The 14,383-nt window shown below is 66.4% G+C and carries 14 protein-coding genes and 1 riboswitch; of the genes, 4 read left to right on the top strand and 10 right to left on the bottom strand.

Features of this window, described 5'->3' with window-relative positions; genetic code table 11:
* Window position 1: 1 nt before the first annotated feature.
* From AB0J47_RS29810 to AB0J47_RS29790, 5 genes are read right to left on the bottom strand one after another with little or no spacing between them, the layout of a single operon-like run.
* On the bottom strand, window positions 2–1,621 hold the full coding sequence (locus AB0J47_RS29810) for an ABC transporter substrate-binding protein (protein WP_364353280.1): 1,620 nt from the start codon (window positions 1,619–1,621) through the stop codon (window positions 2–4).
* The gene (locus AB0J47_RS29805; protein ID WP_364353277.1) at window positions 1,618–2,754 is read right to left on the bottom strand and encodes an LLM class flavin-dependent oxidoreductase; all 1,137 of its coding nucleotides are present in this window, start codon (window positions 2,752–2,754) and stop codon (window positions 1,618–1,620) included. Before AB0J47_RS29805 ends, AB0J47_RS29810 begins: the two co-directional genes overlap by 4 nt.
* A 4-nt stretch (window positions 2,755–2,758) precedes the next feature.
* Window positions 2,759–3,718 carry an ABC transporter substrate-binding protein gene (locus AB0J47_RS29800; RefSeq protein WP_364353274.1) on the bottom strand — a complete coding sequence of 320 codons (960 nt, stop codon included), beginning with the start codon at window positions 3,716–3,718 and terminating at the stop codon, window positions 2,759–2,761.
* A gap of 34 nt (window positions 3,719–3,752) precedes the next feature.
* Window positions 3,753–4,532 (bottom strand): amino acid ABC transporter ATP-binding protein, encoded by a 780-nt coding sequence (locus AB0J47_RS29795; RefSeq protein WP_364353271.1) that lies wholly within the window; start codon window positions 4,530–4,532, stop codon window positions 3,753–3,755.
* Window positions 4,529–5,551, bottom strand: coding sequence for an amino acid ABC transporter permease (locus AB0J47_RS29790; RefSeq protein WP_364353268.1), 1,023 nt, complete (start codon window positions 5,549–5,551; stop codon window positions 4,529–4,531). Before AB0J47_RS29790 ends, AB0J47_RS29795 begins: the two co-directional genes overlap by 4 nt.
* A gap of 10 nt (window positions 5,552–5,561) precedes the next feature.
* Window positions 5,562–5,656, bottom strand: a riboswitch (SAM riboswitch).
* Window positions 5,657–5,978: 322 nt separating this feature from the next.
* On the opposite strand from AB0J47_RS29790, the gene AB0J47_RS29785 reads away from it, so the two are divergent.
* A complete protein-coding gene (locus AB0J47_RS29785; protein WP_364353265.1) occupies window positions 5,979–6,692 on the top strand; it encodes a hypothetical protein in 714 nt (237 codons plus the stop codon).
* 74 nt (window positions 6,693–6,766) lie between these two features.
* Here AB0J47_RS29785 and AB0J47_RS29780 read toward each other — a convergent pair whose 3' ends face one another.
* The 5 genes from AB0J47_RS29780 to AB0J47_RS29760 form a co-directional block, all read right to left on the bottom strand.
* Complete coding sequence (locus AB0J47_RS29780) at window positions 6,767–7,834, bottom strand: glycosyltransferase (protein ID WP_364353383.1); 1,068 nt, start codon at window positions 7,832–7,834, stop codon at window positions 6,767–6,769.
* An 89-nt stretch (window positions 7,835–7,923) separates the two neighbouring features.
* Window positions 7,924–8,589 (bottom strand): DUF3153 domain-containing protein, encoded by a 666-nt coding sequence (locus tag AB0J47_RS29775; RefSeq protein ID WP_364353380.1) that lies wholly within the window; start codon window positions 8,587–8,589, stop codon window positions 7,924–7,926.
* Window positions 8,590–8,785: 196 nt separating this feature from the next.
* Window positions 8,786–9,667 carry a carotenoid biosynthesis protein gene (locus tag AB0J47_RS29770; protein WP_364353377.1) on the bottom strand — a complete coding sequence of 294 codons (882 nt, stop codon included), beginning with the start codon at window positions 9,665–9,667 and terminating at the stop codon, window positions 8,786–8,788.
* A 311-nt stretch (window positions 9,668–9,978) separates the two neighbouring features.
* Complete coding sequence (locus tag AB0J47_RS29765) at window positions 9,979–11,547, bottom strand: NAD(P)/FAD-dependent oxidoreductase (RefSeq protein WP_364353262.1); 1,569 nt, start codon at window positions 11,545–11,547, stop codon at window positions 9,979–9,981.
* 75 nt (window positions 11,548–11,622) lie between these two features.
* Window positions 11,623–12,240: an N-acetyltransferase gene (locus AB0J47_RS29760; RefSeq protein ID WP_364353259.1), complete on the bottom strand. Its 618-nt coding sequence runs from the start codon at window positions 12,238–12,240 to the stop codon at window positions 11,623–11,625.
* Between the two features lie 127 nt (window positions 12,241–12,367).
* Here AB0J47_RS29760 and AB0J47_RS29755 point away from each other — a divergent pair, with 127 nt between their 5' ends.
* The 3 genes from AB0J47_RS29755 (at window position 12,368) to mraZ (ending at window position 14,257) form a co-directional block, all read left to right on the top strand.
* Window positions 12,368–12,832, top strand: coding sequence for an SAV_6107 family HEPN domain-containing protein (locus AB0J47_RS29755; protein WP_364353256.1), 465 nt, complete (start codon window positions 12,368–12,370; stop codon window positions 12,830–12,832).
* Between the two features lie 122 nt (window positions 12,833–12,954).
* Entirely contained in the window at window positions 12,955–13,377 is a 423-nt protein-coding gene (locus AB0J47_RS29750; RefSeq protein ID WP_062988705.1) for a DUF3040 domain-containing protein, read from the top strand.
* A 448-nt stretch (window positions 13,378–13,825) separates the two neighbouring features.
* Entirely contained in the window at window positions 13,826–14,257 is a 432-nt protein-coding gene (mraZ, locus tag AB0J47_RS29745) for a division/cell wall cluster transcriptional repressor MraZ (protein ID WP_036535307.1), read from the top strand.
* The last annotated feature ends 126 nt before the right edge of the window (window positions 14,258–14,383 follow it).

Raw genomic sequence — 14,383 nt, 5'->3', positions numbered from 1 at the left:
ACTACCGCCCGCTCAACCAGGTGTCGAAGAACTGCAGCCGGGCGGACGCCTCGAACTCGAGCTCTTGTACGTTCTGCGCCGCACCGATCGCCTGTGACAGTTCGACGGTAGGAATCCACAGCCCCGCATCGAGTACGGCCTGTTGCGCGGTGCGGATCAATGCGGTGCGTGCGGCGGTATCCGAGGCACTCAGCTGACCGTCGAGCAGATCATCCAGCGCCGGGATGCGTTCACGGGCATTGAGATTGCGGCCGTCGACACTGAAAGAGGTGCGCAGGATGTCACCGTCGGCACGGGTGGTGTTGTAGTAGGTGGTGTCGAAATCCTTGACGTTCTGCCGAGCCGTGCTCTCCGGACCCGACACCAGATCCAGCTTCAGCTCGACACCCACCTGGCGCAGCTGCTGCTGCACCAGTTCCAGGATGGCCTGATTGCCCGCGAACGCCTGACTGAACAGCACCGAGAAGGACAGGCGCTCACCATTCTTCGCGCGGATACCATCACCGCCCGGCGTCCAGCCCGCCTGGTCCAGAATGCTGCGCGCCTTGGCCGGGTCATAGCTCAGCCGGGCCGAAAGATCTTGATACCCGGGTGTAGTGCTGGCCAATGTACTGGTGGCGGGCTTGAACTGCGGTCCGAGTACGGTGTCCACCAGCTGTTTGCGGTCGATCGCGGGCAGCAGCGCCTGGCGCACCGCGACATCGCGCAGCGGTCCGCGCGTGACATTGGTCTGGAAGCCGAACGGCACACCGGGATTAGCGGTGCTCAGCACCCGTCCGTTCGCGGCCTCGATCTGCGGTGCGTCCTGCGGCAGCGCATCGCTGACGGCGTCGAGCTGACCGGAGATGAGACTGCCAGTGCGGACTCCGGATTCGGGCACCACCGTGAACTCGATCTTGTCCAGATAGGCCTCGCCCTGATGGGTGAAGACCGCCGAACCCCAGCGGTATCCGGCACGTTTGGCCAGGGTCGCCGAGGCGTCCTGGCGCCAGGACGCGTAGGTGAACGGTCCGCTGCCGACATTGTCGCCCAGGCAGCGCTGATCGGCGGGTTCGGCCGTGGTGACATCACCCTGAATGCCGAGCTGCGCGGTCGAGGACGCCTGCAGGAACTGGGCATTGGGCTTGCTGAATTCGACCCGCGCGGTCAGCTTGTCTACCGCGGTGGTGCCGACGTAATTGGTGAGGTAGCTGGAGCCGAGCGGTGCCTTGACCCCGCCCAGTTTGATCACCGAATCGAAGGTGTTGCGCACCGAATCCGCGGTGAGCGGGGTGCCGTCGCTGAAGGTGACACCGTCGGCGAGATGGAAGGTGATCACCTTGGCGTCTGGGGAGATCTCCCAGCTCTTGGCCAGCCACGGCTTGATCTCACCGGTCTTGGGATCCTGATCGGTCAGCGAATCCACGATCTGGCGGGTCACATACAGCGTCTGATTGGTACCGGACTGTGCCGGATCCGAGCAGGTCGGCGCCTGAGAGAGGCCGTAGCGCAGAGTGCCGCCCGGCTGTGGCGGGCCCGCGTCGGCGCCGCCGGTGGCCGAATCACTGCCGCAGGCGGCCAGACTCGCGGCCGCGGTGACGGCGGCGGCCACCGCCGCGATTCGGTGTCGGGAACGGATCACTGTGGTACTCCAGATGTTTCGGTGCGGACGAGTTCGCCGCGGGAATCGATGTCGTAGTCGGTGCGACGTGCGGTGGCGCGGCCGTTGGGCGCGGTGGCCAGTGGTCGGCTCGGAATGCGTCGGCGCAGTTCGGGTGCGACCTCGGCCTGGAAGAGTTCGAGGCCGGCGTGATGTTGCGACTCGCTGCGGCCGTCGCGTTCGGCGGACAGGTGGATCACCTCGTGCCCGAAGGCCTCGTGCTGGCGACCGACCTTGTCGATCACCTGCTGCGGGCTGCCCACCAGCGCCGAACTGCGCGCGACGAAATCGTCGAGTGTCTCGAATACGATCGGCAGACCGAGCTTGCGCGCCAATGCCAGTCGAGCCTCGAAAATCGGGCGGTATACATCGAGGGCTTCCTGTGACGTGCGCGCCACATGGAATCCCGCGGTGCCCGCGCCGACCAGGGCCTCGGCCGGATCGTGTCCGTAGTGCTCCCAGCGCTCCCGATAGTGGCGCACCAGTTCGGCATACGGTTCGATCGGATTGGTGACATTCGCCGAGAACAGCGGATCACCGTGGCGCGCGGCGAGTTCCACCGAATCGCGGCTGGTCGCGCTGCCGTGCCAGATGCGAATGCGCGGTTGCCAGGGCCGCGGCAGCGCCTTGGCCTCGACCAGTTCCGGCCGGAACCGGCCCGCCCAGGTCACGGTGTCGCTGTCCCACAGCGCCCGGAACAGCTCATAGCCTTCGCGATTGCGATCCCACTGGTCCTCGGCGGTGACGTGGTACAGCTTCGCCTGCGCCGCACCGTTGCCCTTGCCGATGATCAGTTCGAGGCGGCCGCCGGAGAGATTGTCCAGCGTCGAATAGTCCTCGAACGCGCGTACCGGATCCAACAGACTCAGCGTGGTGACGGCGGTGAACAGACTGATCCGCGAGGTGACCGCGGCGATATGGGAAAGGATCACCGGCGGTGCGGCCGAGAGGAACGGATCCTCGTGCCGCTCACCGACGGCGAATCCGTCGTAGCCGAGCTCCTCGGCGATGCGGGCCTGGGCGATGACGTCGAGCAGTCGCTCCCTGGTCTCGGGCAGCCGACCGGTATTCGGATCCGGCACCCGGGTGACGAGGGTGAACAGCAGGAACTTCATGTGATCACGACTTCTTCGGTAGGCCGGGCGGATTGATCCGCGAACCCGGCACGGTCTCGGTCCGCAACCCCCAGCGATCGATGACCTGCTGGTAGGTGCCCGTCTGGATGGCGTTGTTGACGGCCTTGTTGATGGGGCCGATCAGCCCGTTGTCCTTCTTGGTGAGCACACCGATCTCGCCCTGCAATGCGTCACCGGCGCCGGAGAAGGTCGCGACGATCTTGGTCTGATTCGCGGTGGTGCTGTGATAGATCGCGGACGGGTTCGGTCCGATATATCCATCGAGGCGCTGCGAGGCCAGCGCCAGGTAATAGTCGGTTACCTGCTGGAAGTAGGCGATATCGATCGGGGGCAGGCCCTCGGCGATATTCTGCTCGTTCCACTTGACCAGCAGCTGCTCCTGATTGGTGCCGCTGCCCACGCCGATCCGCTTGCCCGCCAGGCTCTTACGATCGGAATACTCCAGCTTGCTCTGCTTGGGGATCTCCAGCGCGACGGTGTCATTGCGGTAGGTGGCGAAGTCGTACTTCTCCTTGCGCTCCTCGGTCACGGTGACGTTGGAGATGAATACATCGGCCTCGCCGGAATCGACCCGCACGAAGTTCTGCGACCAATCGGCCACCTGTGCAACGAGTTTCAGTCCGAGGATATCGGCGATGAGCGAGGCGAAATCCACCTCGGACCCGACGATGGTCTTGTCGTCGGTGGCGTAGAACCGCAATGGCGGTGCAGCACCACCGGATCCGGTGACGACCAGCGTCCCGCGGTCCCGGATGGCCTGCGGTAGTTCGGCGGCAATGGCGTCGACCTTGGGCGCGTGGATCCGGCCGGACTGGCCGGGGGAGAGGTCGAAGGTGATCGAACCGGCGGGCTGTGCGGAGTTTTCCGCGTCCGGATCGGTGCCGCAGCCGGTGGCCAGCAAGGCAACCGCGGCGGCCAGGCCGACCAGGGCAGAGAGCTTCATCGAATACCTGTTCATCGGGGAGCGCGCACCGCGCTCAACGGACTCGGGACAGAAATGCGCGGGTGCGCGGGTGTTGCGGGTTGTCGAGTACGGCGGCGGGCGGACCTTGTTCGACGATCACGCCGCCGTCGAGGAATACGACGGTGTCGGCGACTTCACGGGCGAAACCGATTTCATGGGTGACGATCACCAGCGCGGTCCCACCATCGGCGAGATCGCGGATCACATCGAGGACCTCACCCACCAGCTCTGGATCCAGTGCGGAGGTGGGTTCGTCGAAGAGGATCACCGGCGGTCGCAGCGCCAATGCCCGCGCGATGGCCACGCGCTGCTGTTGTCCGCCGGACAGCCGCCGCGGATAGGCATCGGTCAGTTCGCCGATGCCGACCCGCTCGAGCAATTCCCGCGCCTCGGCCTCGATTTCCGCACGCGGGCGACGTTGCGCGGAAATCGGTGCGAGCGTGACATTGTCGAGCACCGTCAGATGCGGAAAGAGATTGAACTGCTGGAAGACGAAGCCGATATGCGAGCGCTGCTTGCGCACTTCGCGGTCCGACAGCGCGTGCAACTTATTGCGGCGCAGCCGATATCCGATCAATTCACCGTCGATATGCACGGTGCCCGCATCCAGCGACTCCAGGTGGTTGACCACCCGCAGCAGCGTCGACTTGCCGGAGCCGGACGGTCCGATCACGGTGACCACCTCACCGGCTCGTACGGTCAGGTCGATGCCGGCCAGCACCTCGGTGCTGCCGTAGGACTTACGCACCCCGCGCACCTCTACCGCAGGAGCCAGGGCCACCGGCGCGCTCATCGAGTCGCCCCGCGCGGTGCGGCGGAACCGATTTCGGCGATCTCGCGCAGCCTGCGCCACACCTGCTGCGCCGGTGTCGGTGGCGGCGTGCGGTGCGCGCCCTTGGCGTAGTGGCGTTCGATATAGAACTGCACCACCGACAGAATCGTGGTCAGCACGATGTACCAAACGGTGGCGACCATGAGCAGTGGCACTACCCGGCCGCTGCGACCGTAGATCACCTGGACCTGGTAGAAGAGTTCCGCGATCGCCATGACCGACACGATCGAGGTGCCCTTGAACAGGCTGATGACCTCATTGGTCGCATTCGGCAGAATCGAGCGCATGGCCTGCGGGGCGATGACCGTGCGGAACTGGCGCACCCGGGGAATACCCAGCGCCGCAGCTGCTTCCAGCTGCCCGGGATCGACCGAAATGTATCCGGCCCGGATGATCTCGGCCGCATACGCCGCCTGATGCAGTGCGAGTCCGATGACGGCCGCGGTGAAGCCGCTGATCACTCCGTTCACCTCGAAGGTGAGAAAGGAAGGGCCGAACGGGATTCCGAGCGAGAGCGTCTGGTACAGGTAGGCGATGTTGAACCAGAACAGCAGCTGCACGATCAGCGGAATCGAGCGGAAGGCCCAGATGTAGACCCACGAGATCACCCGCAGCACCGGATTATTCGACAGCCGGGCGATCGCCAATGCCGTACCGATCAGGAATCCCAGTGCCGTACCCCACAGGGTCAGCTCCAAGGTGACCTTCAGCGCTGACAGCACCGATTTCGCGGTGAAGTATTTGGCGAATGTCGACCAATCCCAGCCGGGGTTGGTGGCCAGTCCGTGGATGAACTGGGCCAGCAGCACGAGCGCGATGGCGCTGACCACCCAGCGCCACGGGTGCCAGGACCTGGCGATCGCCGGTGCGTCAGTGGCGCTTACGGTAGCAGTGGGTGCACCCGATGCCGTGGCATCGGGTGCGTGGGCACCCGGTATCGGTACATCTGATACCGGATCGGATGCGACGGACGCGCTCATGATTTCGGTTCCTCCATCGTTCCCGGCGGAAGCACCCGCACCCGGTTGCCCGGGGGGTTGCTGCGACGTCGACGAGCCAGGTCTCTCGGTCGCTCTGGATGGTGTGTCCGACGCCGAGCACGGGTCGGTCAATGGGTCTAGCCGAAATATCATGCGAAGCAGGCGAAGTCCGGCACAAGGGTACGAATCAGCGTGAGCGCAGACCTTGTTTGCATGGCCATGAGCAGGCACTATTGGCTCGGTCGCACAGTGGATCGTGGCATTTCGGACGCCGTTCTTCGCGTGCTTTCCGTCCGGATTGCACACCTGCTGGTTGCCGCGACGGCGCGCGGCACGAACGTGTCGCTCGTCGAAATAGACACTGTTGCGAAGGTTTGCCGGAGTAGTCTCGGACCTCGATTCGTGCCCGACGATGAGGAGGCCTGTCGTGACCCTGCTGCGCCGTCTGACCACGCTAACCGCCATCGCGACCGGTACGGTCGCGCTGACTCTCGCCGCCCCCGGCATCGCCGCCGCGGGTCCGGCGCCGATGCCCGCGTCACCCGTTCCGGCCGCGACCGCACCGTCCGCCCAGGCCGCGCCGGGTGATTTGTTCGCCGCTTACCGAGACGTCGTCGAGGCGTTGCGGACCTTCGGTGTCGACCCGTTCCTGTACCCGGCGCTCGCGCCGTTCTGCTCCGACACCAGCTCACTCGGTCTGGTCCCCGCGGTCGCGGGTGCGGTGCCCGGCCCGTGGCCCAAAACCACGGTGGCGATTCCGGGGCTCGACCCGACCGCCGTCAAGGCGGGCCAAGTCATGTTCACCTTCGTCCCCTACGGCCTGCGCCCGGACGGCACGAATGCCACGGGCATGAATGTCGCCTGGGTCAACCTCGCCAATGGCCGCAGCGGCATCACCGCCATGGGATCGATCTCCGATGTGGTCCGCAAGATGGTGCCCACCGAAATCCCGACCGAGATAAGGCCACTGGCCGAACGTGCCATCCAGGATCTCTTCGCCGCATTCCCGGTCGGCGGGGTGCGCGCGGTCCCGGTCGACACCGGATCCGGCACGGTACTCGCCGCGGTTTTCGGAACCGTCGACAACGGCACCAAGTCCTGCTTCTTCCTCCCGACGGTCGGACTCACCTCAGTACGCTGAGCCGGATCAAGATCAGGTGGACCTGAGGGCGGGGGCTCTCGGGCGATGCCGCCACAGATTCCACGTGATCTTGATCAGCGGGTGGGCGCTAGGGGGCGGGACTTCCAGGTCAGGAGGTTGGTGCGGTGGGCGTGGCGGGAGCGGGTCCAAAGGCGGAGGTAGGCGTCGATGGAGATCGGGTGTGCTAGACCCGCGAGGATGTCTGTGCGGGTCGTGGTGCCGCGTTCCAGTGAGCGTGCGAGCAGGCGGCTGGCGACCGCCGCGCCGTAGCCGATGAGACCGGCGGTGCGTACGGAGCCTCGACCGCCGATCGCGGCCAGTGGGGGCACCCAGTAGGCCAGTGTCGCAACAGCTCCCACCGCCGTGCCGCCGATCGCCGTTCCGCCGTAGGCGGACCACAGCCAGCGGTTGTAACCGGTCTCCAGTTCGGCCGCGCCACGGTACATTCGGGTGCTCGCCGCTGGGCCTGCCACGACCAGCGCGGTCCGGCGACCCGAACGACGTAGTGCGCGAGCGATATCCAGGTCCTCGGTAGGGCTCGCGGCGACCGCGGTGTGACCGCCGATGGCGCGATAGGCGGTGGCATCGAACACCAGGAACTGGCCGCAGGCGACGGCGGTCGAGGGGCGCAGGCTGCGATTGGCTGCCGCGATCGGCAGGCTGGCCGCCCACGACCAGCACAGCAGCGGCTGCACCAGCGCCTCGGCCAGCGACTCTGTCACTTGGTACGGCCACGGTGACAACAATGTGGCCCGGCTGCGCCGCAATTCGGTGGTCGCGGCAGCTATCGCATTCGGTGCCAATCGCACATCGGCGTCGAGAAAGACCAGCACCGTGGCCTCGGCCAGCTCGGCGAGTCGCGCGCAGGCGGCGGCCTTCCCGGTCCATCCGGGTGCGGGTTCGGCCTCGGAGCGGAACACCGTGAAGCGCGAATCGCCCGCAATCGCGTCGAGCGCAGCCGCTTCGGTCCCGTCCGAGGACGCATCGTCGAGAATCAGCACCCGCAGTCGCGGCACACCCACTTGACCGCGGAGATCATCGATCAGCCCGGGTAGTCGCGCTGCCTCGTCGCGAGCCGGGATACACACCGTGACCGGCTCGATCACCGTATTCGGTCCGGTCGACAGCCTGCGCACCGTCACGCGGTTGAATAACGCGGTTCCGCAACCGAACAGCGCGATACCCGCGCCCGTCCACGCGGCGATCGCCGCGCCCGTACGCAGGGTTCGCGTCAGCGGCGGGTCAGTGAACGCCACAGGTTGCTCGGTGAGAAGTCGCTCTCGGGTGCGCCGGGCGGCGTCGGGTTGCGGTCCATATAGGCGATGGCGGCGATAATGGCGGCGACAGCGAGAGTGATACCGCCGACTATGCCCGCCCAGCCCGCGAAGGAGCGGGTATTCGGGTCCGCGTAGCTGACCTCGGCGCGCATGGTGGAAACATCGCCGGGCGGCAGTTTCCAGGAGACGGTGGAGTCGTCCTCGCGATTGCCGTTGGTCTTGGCGACGCGGGCCGGGAAAGCCACCGTGAACTGCACATCCGAACCGTGCGGCGGAACGGATTTCAGATCGACCCGGCCATTGAGGCTGACCAGATCGCCGGTGCGCTGGAACGACAGGTTGAACATGCCCTGGGTCTGATCGGAGAGCGCGCCGAGTTGGCCGACCTCACCGAAGGACAGATCCTCGAAGAACACCTTGCTGCCGACATAGCCATCCTGGCTGTACGGCTCGACCCGCACCTTCGCGGCCAGCGAATCGGGCGCCTTCAACTGCGGGCCCTTGTCATTGGCGTCCGCGGGCACCACCGCGGCCACGATCCGACCGGAGACCCGGTCATTGGACGACACACCCATCGACACCTGAACCCGCAGGCAGCCCACGAGCATGGGCACCAGCATTGCGGCCAGCAGTACTGCCGCGGCCGCCCGCGCTGCGGGCCGGGGCGAACGCGGCGGTAGAACCGGTGTGTCGGGCATCGCGGTGAGAGGACTCGGCTGCACGGCACACATCGTGCCAGGCGCTCGCCCCGAATTGCCACGCGACGGGCGCAACGCACGCCGACCGAAGTGTCGGACAGGTGGTATCCGCATCGCTTCACCCCCGCCGGGCCAGGACCGACCGCACCAGTAGCGGTGTGCCGAGCACCCCCAGCCCGACACATCCGTACCAGGCCGAATACGGCAGATCGAGGAACACCGCGTGCGCGAGCGTCGACCCGAGCCAGGTCCACATGAACACCGCCGCCGGCACCACCGCGTCTGCCGAGATCGGGGATACCGGACCTCGGGATTCGTGCTCCGGACTGGTCGGGTCAGGCGTTCCCAACTCCAGCGCCAGTGTGCCAGCCTCCGCCGCATCGGGGGCTGCCGCCGGTGTCTGCGCTGTCGTTGGCAGGCGCTCTGCCGCGGGCGTAAACGTATTCGCATTTCCCGTCCCCACGACGCGATCCAAGCCGGTCAGCAGCAAGGCCATCACCAGCGCCAACGCGAACCACCCCAGATAGTTGGTGTACGGAATCTCGGCGAGTCCAGGCAACCCCCGACCGGCGGCACACCAAGTCCACTGTCCGTCCGCCACCATCTGCGGATCGAGGAACAGATCCCAACCGACGGCCCCGACCGCGGTCAAAACAACTCGCCCGGCCCAACGTCGAGTCAACAACCCGGCAACCATCCACACCGGATACAGCCCACCGGTCCAGGCCAGCGCGACCACCAACGGCACCGCCGCCACCGCGGGCCCCAATCTGCCGTCGGCATACTCATAACAACCGAATGGGAACCCCGTCGCGGTACCAACGATTTCGGCAACCAGTCCGAGCCCCGAGACAATCACCACGAACCCCGAGGCGTACCTGATGCCGCGCGTCGCGACCGCGTGCACCACCGCCGTCCCCGCCGACAGCAACACGACCAGCACGGTCACCAGGTCGCGAGCGTCGCCCGAGGCAAGCGGATAACTGATCTGCACGAGCACGAGCAGCACCGCGGGAACCGTCGGCGCTAGCAACCGCGGCGTCCATCGAAAGGCGGCAGTCGACCGCGGAGGCCGACTCGCGCCGGGCCGACTTGCCAGGTTCTTGTCAGCACCGCTGACGTCGGAATCTGTTGGGCTGGCGGGCTCGGGTCTTCCGGTGGTTTCCAGGTTCGTCGGAGCCTGGGTGTTGGTGTCCGTTGCCCCGGAGGGATTGGCCCGCCCGGAGGTCTCCGGACTCGCTGTACCAGGGATTTCCGTCCTCGGCGTGGGTTGCTCGCGCGGCTTCGGCACGACTGGTCCGGTCGGCTCCGTCATCGCCTGCGCAGCAGGGGAAACCGGTTGCGCTGTCGATCGCGCAGCAGCAGCTGTGCCGCGCTGCGCCCGCTCGCACCGGACACCCCACCACCCGGATGCGTCGAAGCCCCGGTGAGATACAACCCGGGCGCGCCGGGTACCCGCTGCCCGGACAGCTCCGGCAGCGGCCGCCACAGCATCATCTGATCCAGCGACATCTCCACGTGCATCACATTTCCGCCGCGCAACCCGAGCTCGCGCTCCAGGTCGACAGGTGTCTGCACATACCGCCGCAGCACACTCGCCCCGAACCCCGGTGCGTAGGAGTCGACTTCGGCGATGATCCGATCGGCCTCCGACTTCGCGTGCGCGGCCCAGTCACTGCCGTCGGCCAACTCGTACGGATGCCACTGCGCCCACAGTGAGAGCTGATGCTCACCTGCCGGGGCGATGCTCGGATCCAGCGCACTGAAACTCATGGCCAGCACTACCGGACGCGGTGGCAAGTCACCGGCCAGCGCCGCACCGTGCGCCCGGCGCAGCTGCCGTCGATCGGAGACGAGAAACTGCAGACCATTGGCGGATTCGGCGGTCGAGCTATCGGGATACTGCGGCAGCGCGGAGGTCGCGAGTCGTACCACCATGCCGATACCGGGCCCGACCCGGATCCGCCGCTGCCACTCGTCGAGCACCGCACCGTCGAATCCGCCGTCCCGCAGCAGATCCAGCGTGGTGAGCACGTGGGTGCCCGCGATCACGGTTTCCGCATGCAAATTTCGGCCCGACATTGTGCGCACCTGCCAGCCGTTACCGACCTGCCGCAGCTCGGTGACCGCATCACCCGCCGACACCACACCGCCGTCGGCGCGCAGCCGCGCGACCAGCGCCGTTGTCAGCGCCCCACTTCCCCCCACCGCCCGTCCCGGCGGCAACGTATGCATCAGTGCGGCGAATCCGACCATCGGTGCGGTCCCCGGCTCGGACATCGGCGGCCCGGACTGCGCACCGAACCAGGCCAGCGACGCCTTGAGCCGTTCATCGTCGAAGTAGCTGTCCAGTAGGGCATCACCGGTCTGCAGGAACTCCCGTGACAACGCACTTCCGCCATCGCGCGCGTCCAGCCCCCAGAACGAACGCAGCAGCCGACCCGGCGTGGGCGTACCGCCGAACGCGCGCATCACTCGCGCCGACCGCGGCCCCCAGACCTCGACGAAGCGCCGATACGCCGCCGCATCCCGGCCCCCACAGACCTCCGCGATCCCGGCGCAGGTTCGATCGAGGTCGCGATGGAACACGATCGGCGCACCACCATCCGGCCCCGCGGGTGTGAAACCCCAAGGATCACAATCGACATAGCGCAGCCCGAAGCGCGACAGCTCCAGTTCCTCGATTATCCCGGTATGGCGCACCATGATGTGCGCCGACGATCCGCGATCGACCAGATGGCCCGGGAAACGTTCGACCGTCGACACCGCGCCGCCGAGCACCTCGTCGCGCTCGAGCACCTCCACCCGTTCCCCGGCACGCGCCAGATAGCAAGCGGCGACGAGCGCATTGTGGCCCGACCCGATCACGGCCACCGTCACGACTGTGCCTCGCTGGCGCTCGGCTGCGTCGTACCGGTAGGCCGGCTGTGCTCAATGTTCACTCGCCGCGCTCGCTCACAGCGGCAGCCGCCGTCCCAGGATCGCGAACGGCCTGGTATCCCCGGCGAAGACGAAATTCCGGATCACATCGGTGAATCCGAGTCGCCGATACAGCTTCCAGGCGCGGTTGGCCTCGCCGTGCACCTCCGGTGTGGATAGCAGTACCGCGCTCTCGGTGCGATTCGCGAGCAGTCGTGTCAGCAGTTCGCCGCCGATGCCGCGCCCCTGCGCCGACGGATGTACGTGCAGCTCGGTCAGTTCGAAATAGTCCGAAAGCAGTTCGCGCGCAGAATGTTCCGGCCAGCCCGAGCGGCGCATCCCGCTGTGCACCTGCTGGTGCCACCACTGGTGGGCGGCGCCGCGATAGCCGTAAGCGATGGCCACGATCGGCGCGGTTCGCAGGTCGATCTGCCCGGAATCATCCGGGACGACGGCGGCGACGCCCTGCCAGCCGACGCGGGTGGTGTGCTCGGTCCACATCGGCGCGCGATGGTGTTCGGTGCCGTGCGGATATTCCATTGCCGCGACGTACACCGCCAGCGCGTCGTGCAGCCGGGAGCGCAGCGCCGCGATGGAAAGGTCGATGACGACAGGGGCGTTGGCGGGGATGTGTTTGGGCTTGACGGCTGTCATGGCTCTCGTCGGTCCGCGGAAAGTTGTCGGTGGGTGTCCCTATATTCAATCTCAATTCAAACGTTCGAATACCTGTTCGATCCGTGCGGTGCTGAGAACTTCGGCATTCGGGCCCAGGATAGGCCAGGTGAGCGACTCGGAGGGACGGCTGATGTCTGGTCGGATCGAACACCCGGGGCAACCCGGCAAGGCGGGCAAGCTGCTGCAGCGGGCGGACGGCTTGCTCATGCAGGCGGCGGGGGAAAGCGACCCGCGCGAGCGTTTTCGGACCGCGTATCTCGCCGCGCTGCGCGGTGCCGGTGCCGTGCTCGCGTTTACCGGGGCGGATGCCGCGCCGCGGGCGCGCTCGCGCAATGCCTGGGTGCTGATGCAGCGCGCCGCGCCCGAATTCGTCATGTGGACCGACTACTTCAGCGCTCGCTCGGAGATCAGGGCAGCGCTGGAGGCGGGCTTGGATCGCGATGTGGATGATCAGCAGGCCGACGAGTTCTATTCGCGGGTGGGCGCATTCCTTCACGACGTGGAAGATCTGGTCGATGCCAGGGCTCGATTGCGTCCCGCGCCGGGCTGGTCCGGGGGCATGACCGCTTAGTTATCGGCGAGTAGGTGGTACGGCACTGATCGAACTCGTATCATTGGTGGCAGATAGTCGACCTTGGCTATCTGTCGCCTACCCGGAGGCGACAGCCACGTCCTAGTGCCGGGGGAGGTACCGTGCCACTCTCCGAGCACGAGCAGCGCATGCTCGAACAGATCGAGAGCGCGCTCTATGCTGAGGATCCGAAGTTCGCGTCGTCCGTCCGCGGCGGACGCCTTCGCTCGACCTCGAGTCGCCGCAGACTCCAGGCCGCAGCCCTGTTCGTCCTCGGTCTGTTTCTACTTGTCGCCGGCATAGCCGCTCCGGTGAAGCTCGGCGACTTTCCGATCATCAGCCTGATCGGATTCATCGTGATGTTCGCCGCGGGCGTGCTGTTGCTGCTCGGCAGTTCCAAGGGCATCGCCAAGGGCGACCGGTCGGGCAATGCCCAATCCGGTGGCGCGAGTGGCGGATCGGGCGGACGGGGACGAGGGCGCAAGTCCGGTGGTTTCTCCGAGCGCATGGAGGATCGGTTCCGCCGCCGCTTCGATCAGGAGTAGCGCGCCCGTAGCCGACATCGACATATCGAACGCGCCGCCGCACCGAACAGGTGCGGCGGCGCGTTCTCATGCGTGCACCACCTGACTGCTGACTGCTCGCCGCGCGCGGTTCCCCACAACGCCCCACGATCTTCCCCCACAACCTCCCACCGCCCACCTCCGCGCCGTCCCGTGACCGGCTGAAACCAGAGGAACCTGGGTGTTTGCTGATAGTTGTCGGGCGCTTGTCTCGCTGCGCGGCGCGTGTCGCCAGAACACGGAAAAAGTTCTCCACCACCGTGATAGCTGGGGTGACCTGCGTAATCGACGACGCGGGGAGCCAGATCACCCTGAGTTTCGATTGAAAGTGGGGGAAAGTGGGGTAATGTGGAGCGCGCACAAGAGGAAGGGCATACATCCGAGGTGATCGTGCTCCCCGAAACTCGGGGTTGATCCGGGAGGTAGCGGGTTGTTTCTCGGTACCTACACACCTCGGTTGGATGACAAGGGGCGACTGACGTTGCCTGCGAAGTTTCGAGACGATCTGGCGGGAGGGTTGATGGTCACGAAGGGTCAGGACCACAGCCTTGCCGTATATCCCAAGGAAGAATTCACCGCACTCGCACGGCGGGCCGCGGCGGCATCTCGAAGCAATCCGCAGGCGCGCGCATTCGTTCGGGCACTCGCGGCCGGTACGGATGAACAGCGTCCGGACGCTCAGGGCCGGATCGTGTTGTCGGCCGATCATCGTCGCTACGCGAACCTTTCGCGGGATTGCGTGGTGATCGGATCGGTCGACTTCCTCGAGATATGGGATAAGCAGGCGTGGGAGTCCTACCTCGCCGAGCACGAGGAGGACTACGCGCAAGCGAGAGACGAGTCGCTGGGCGGAATCTTCTAGCCCTGAGCGAACGAGTGCCACGCGGCCTCTGCCCGGACGCGCGGACCCTGACGTACTTCCCCGACGCCAGGTGCCGAGGCTCCGGTCAGAGACCCCGCGGCATTCGTATTTTCGAAAGTAGCTGTG

It is taken from the genome of Nocardia sp. NPDC049737, from assembly GCF_040674755.1.
Taxonomy (GTDB): Bacteria; Actinomycetota; Actinomycetes; order Mycobacteriales; family Mycobacteriaceae; genus Nocardia.
The sequence above is the reverse complement of the archived record's forward strand: the minus strand, read 5'-3'. Positions and strand labels throughout refer to the sequence as shown.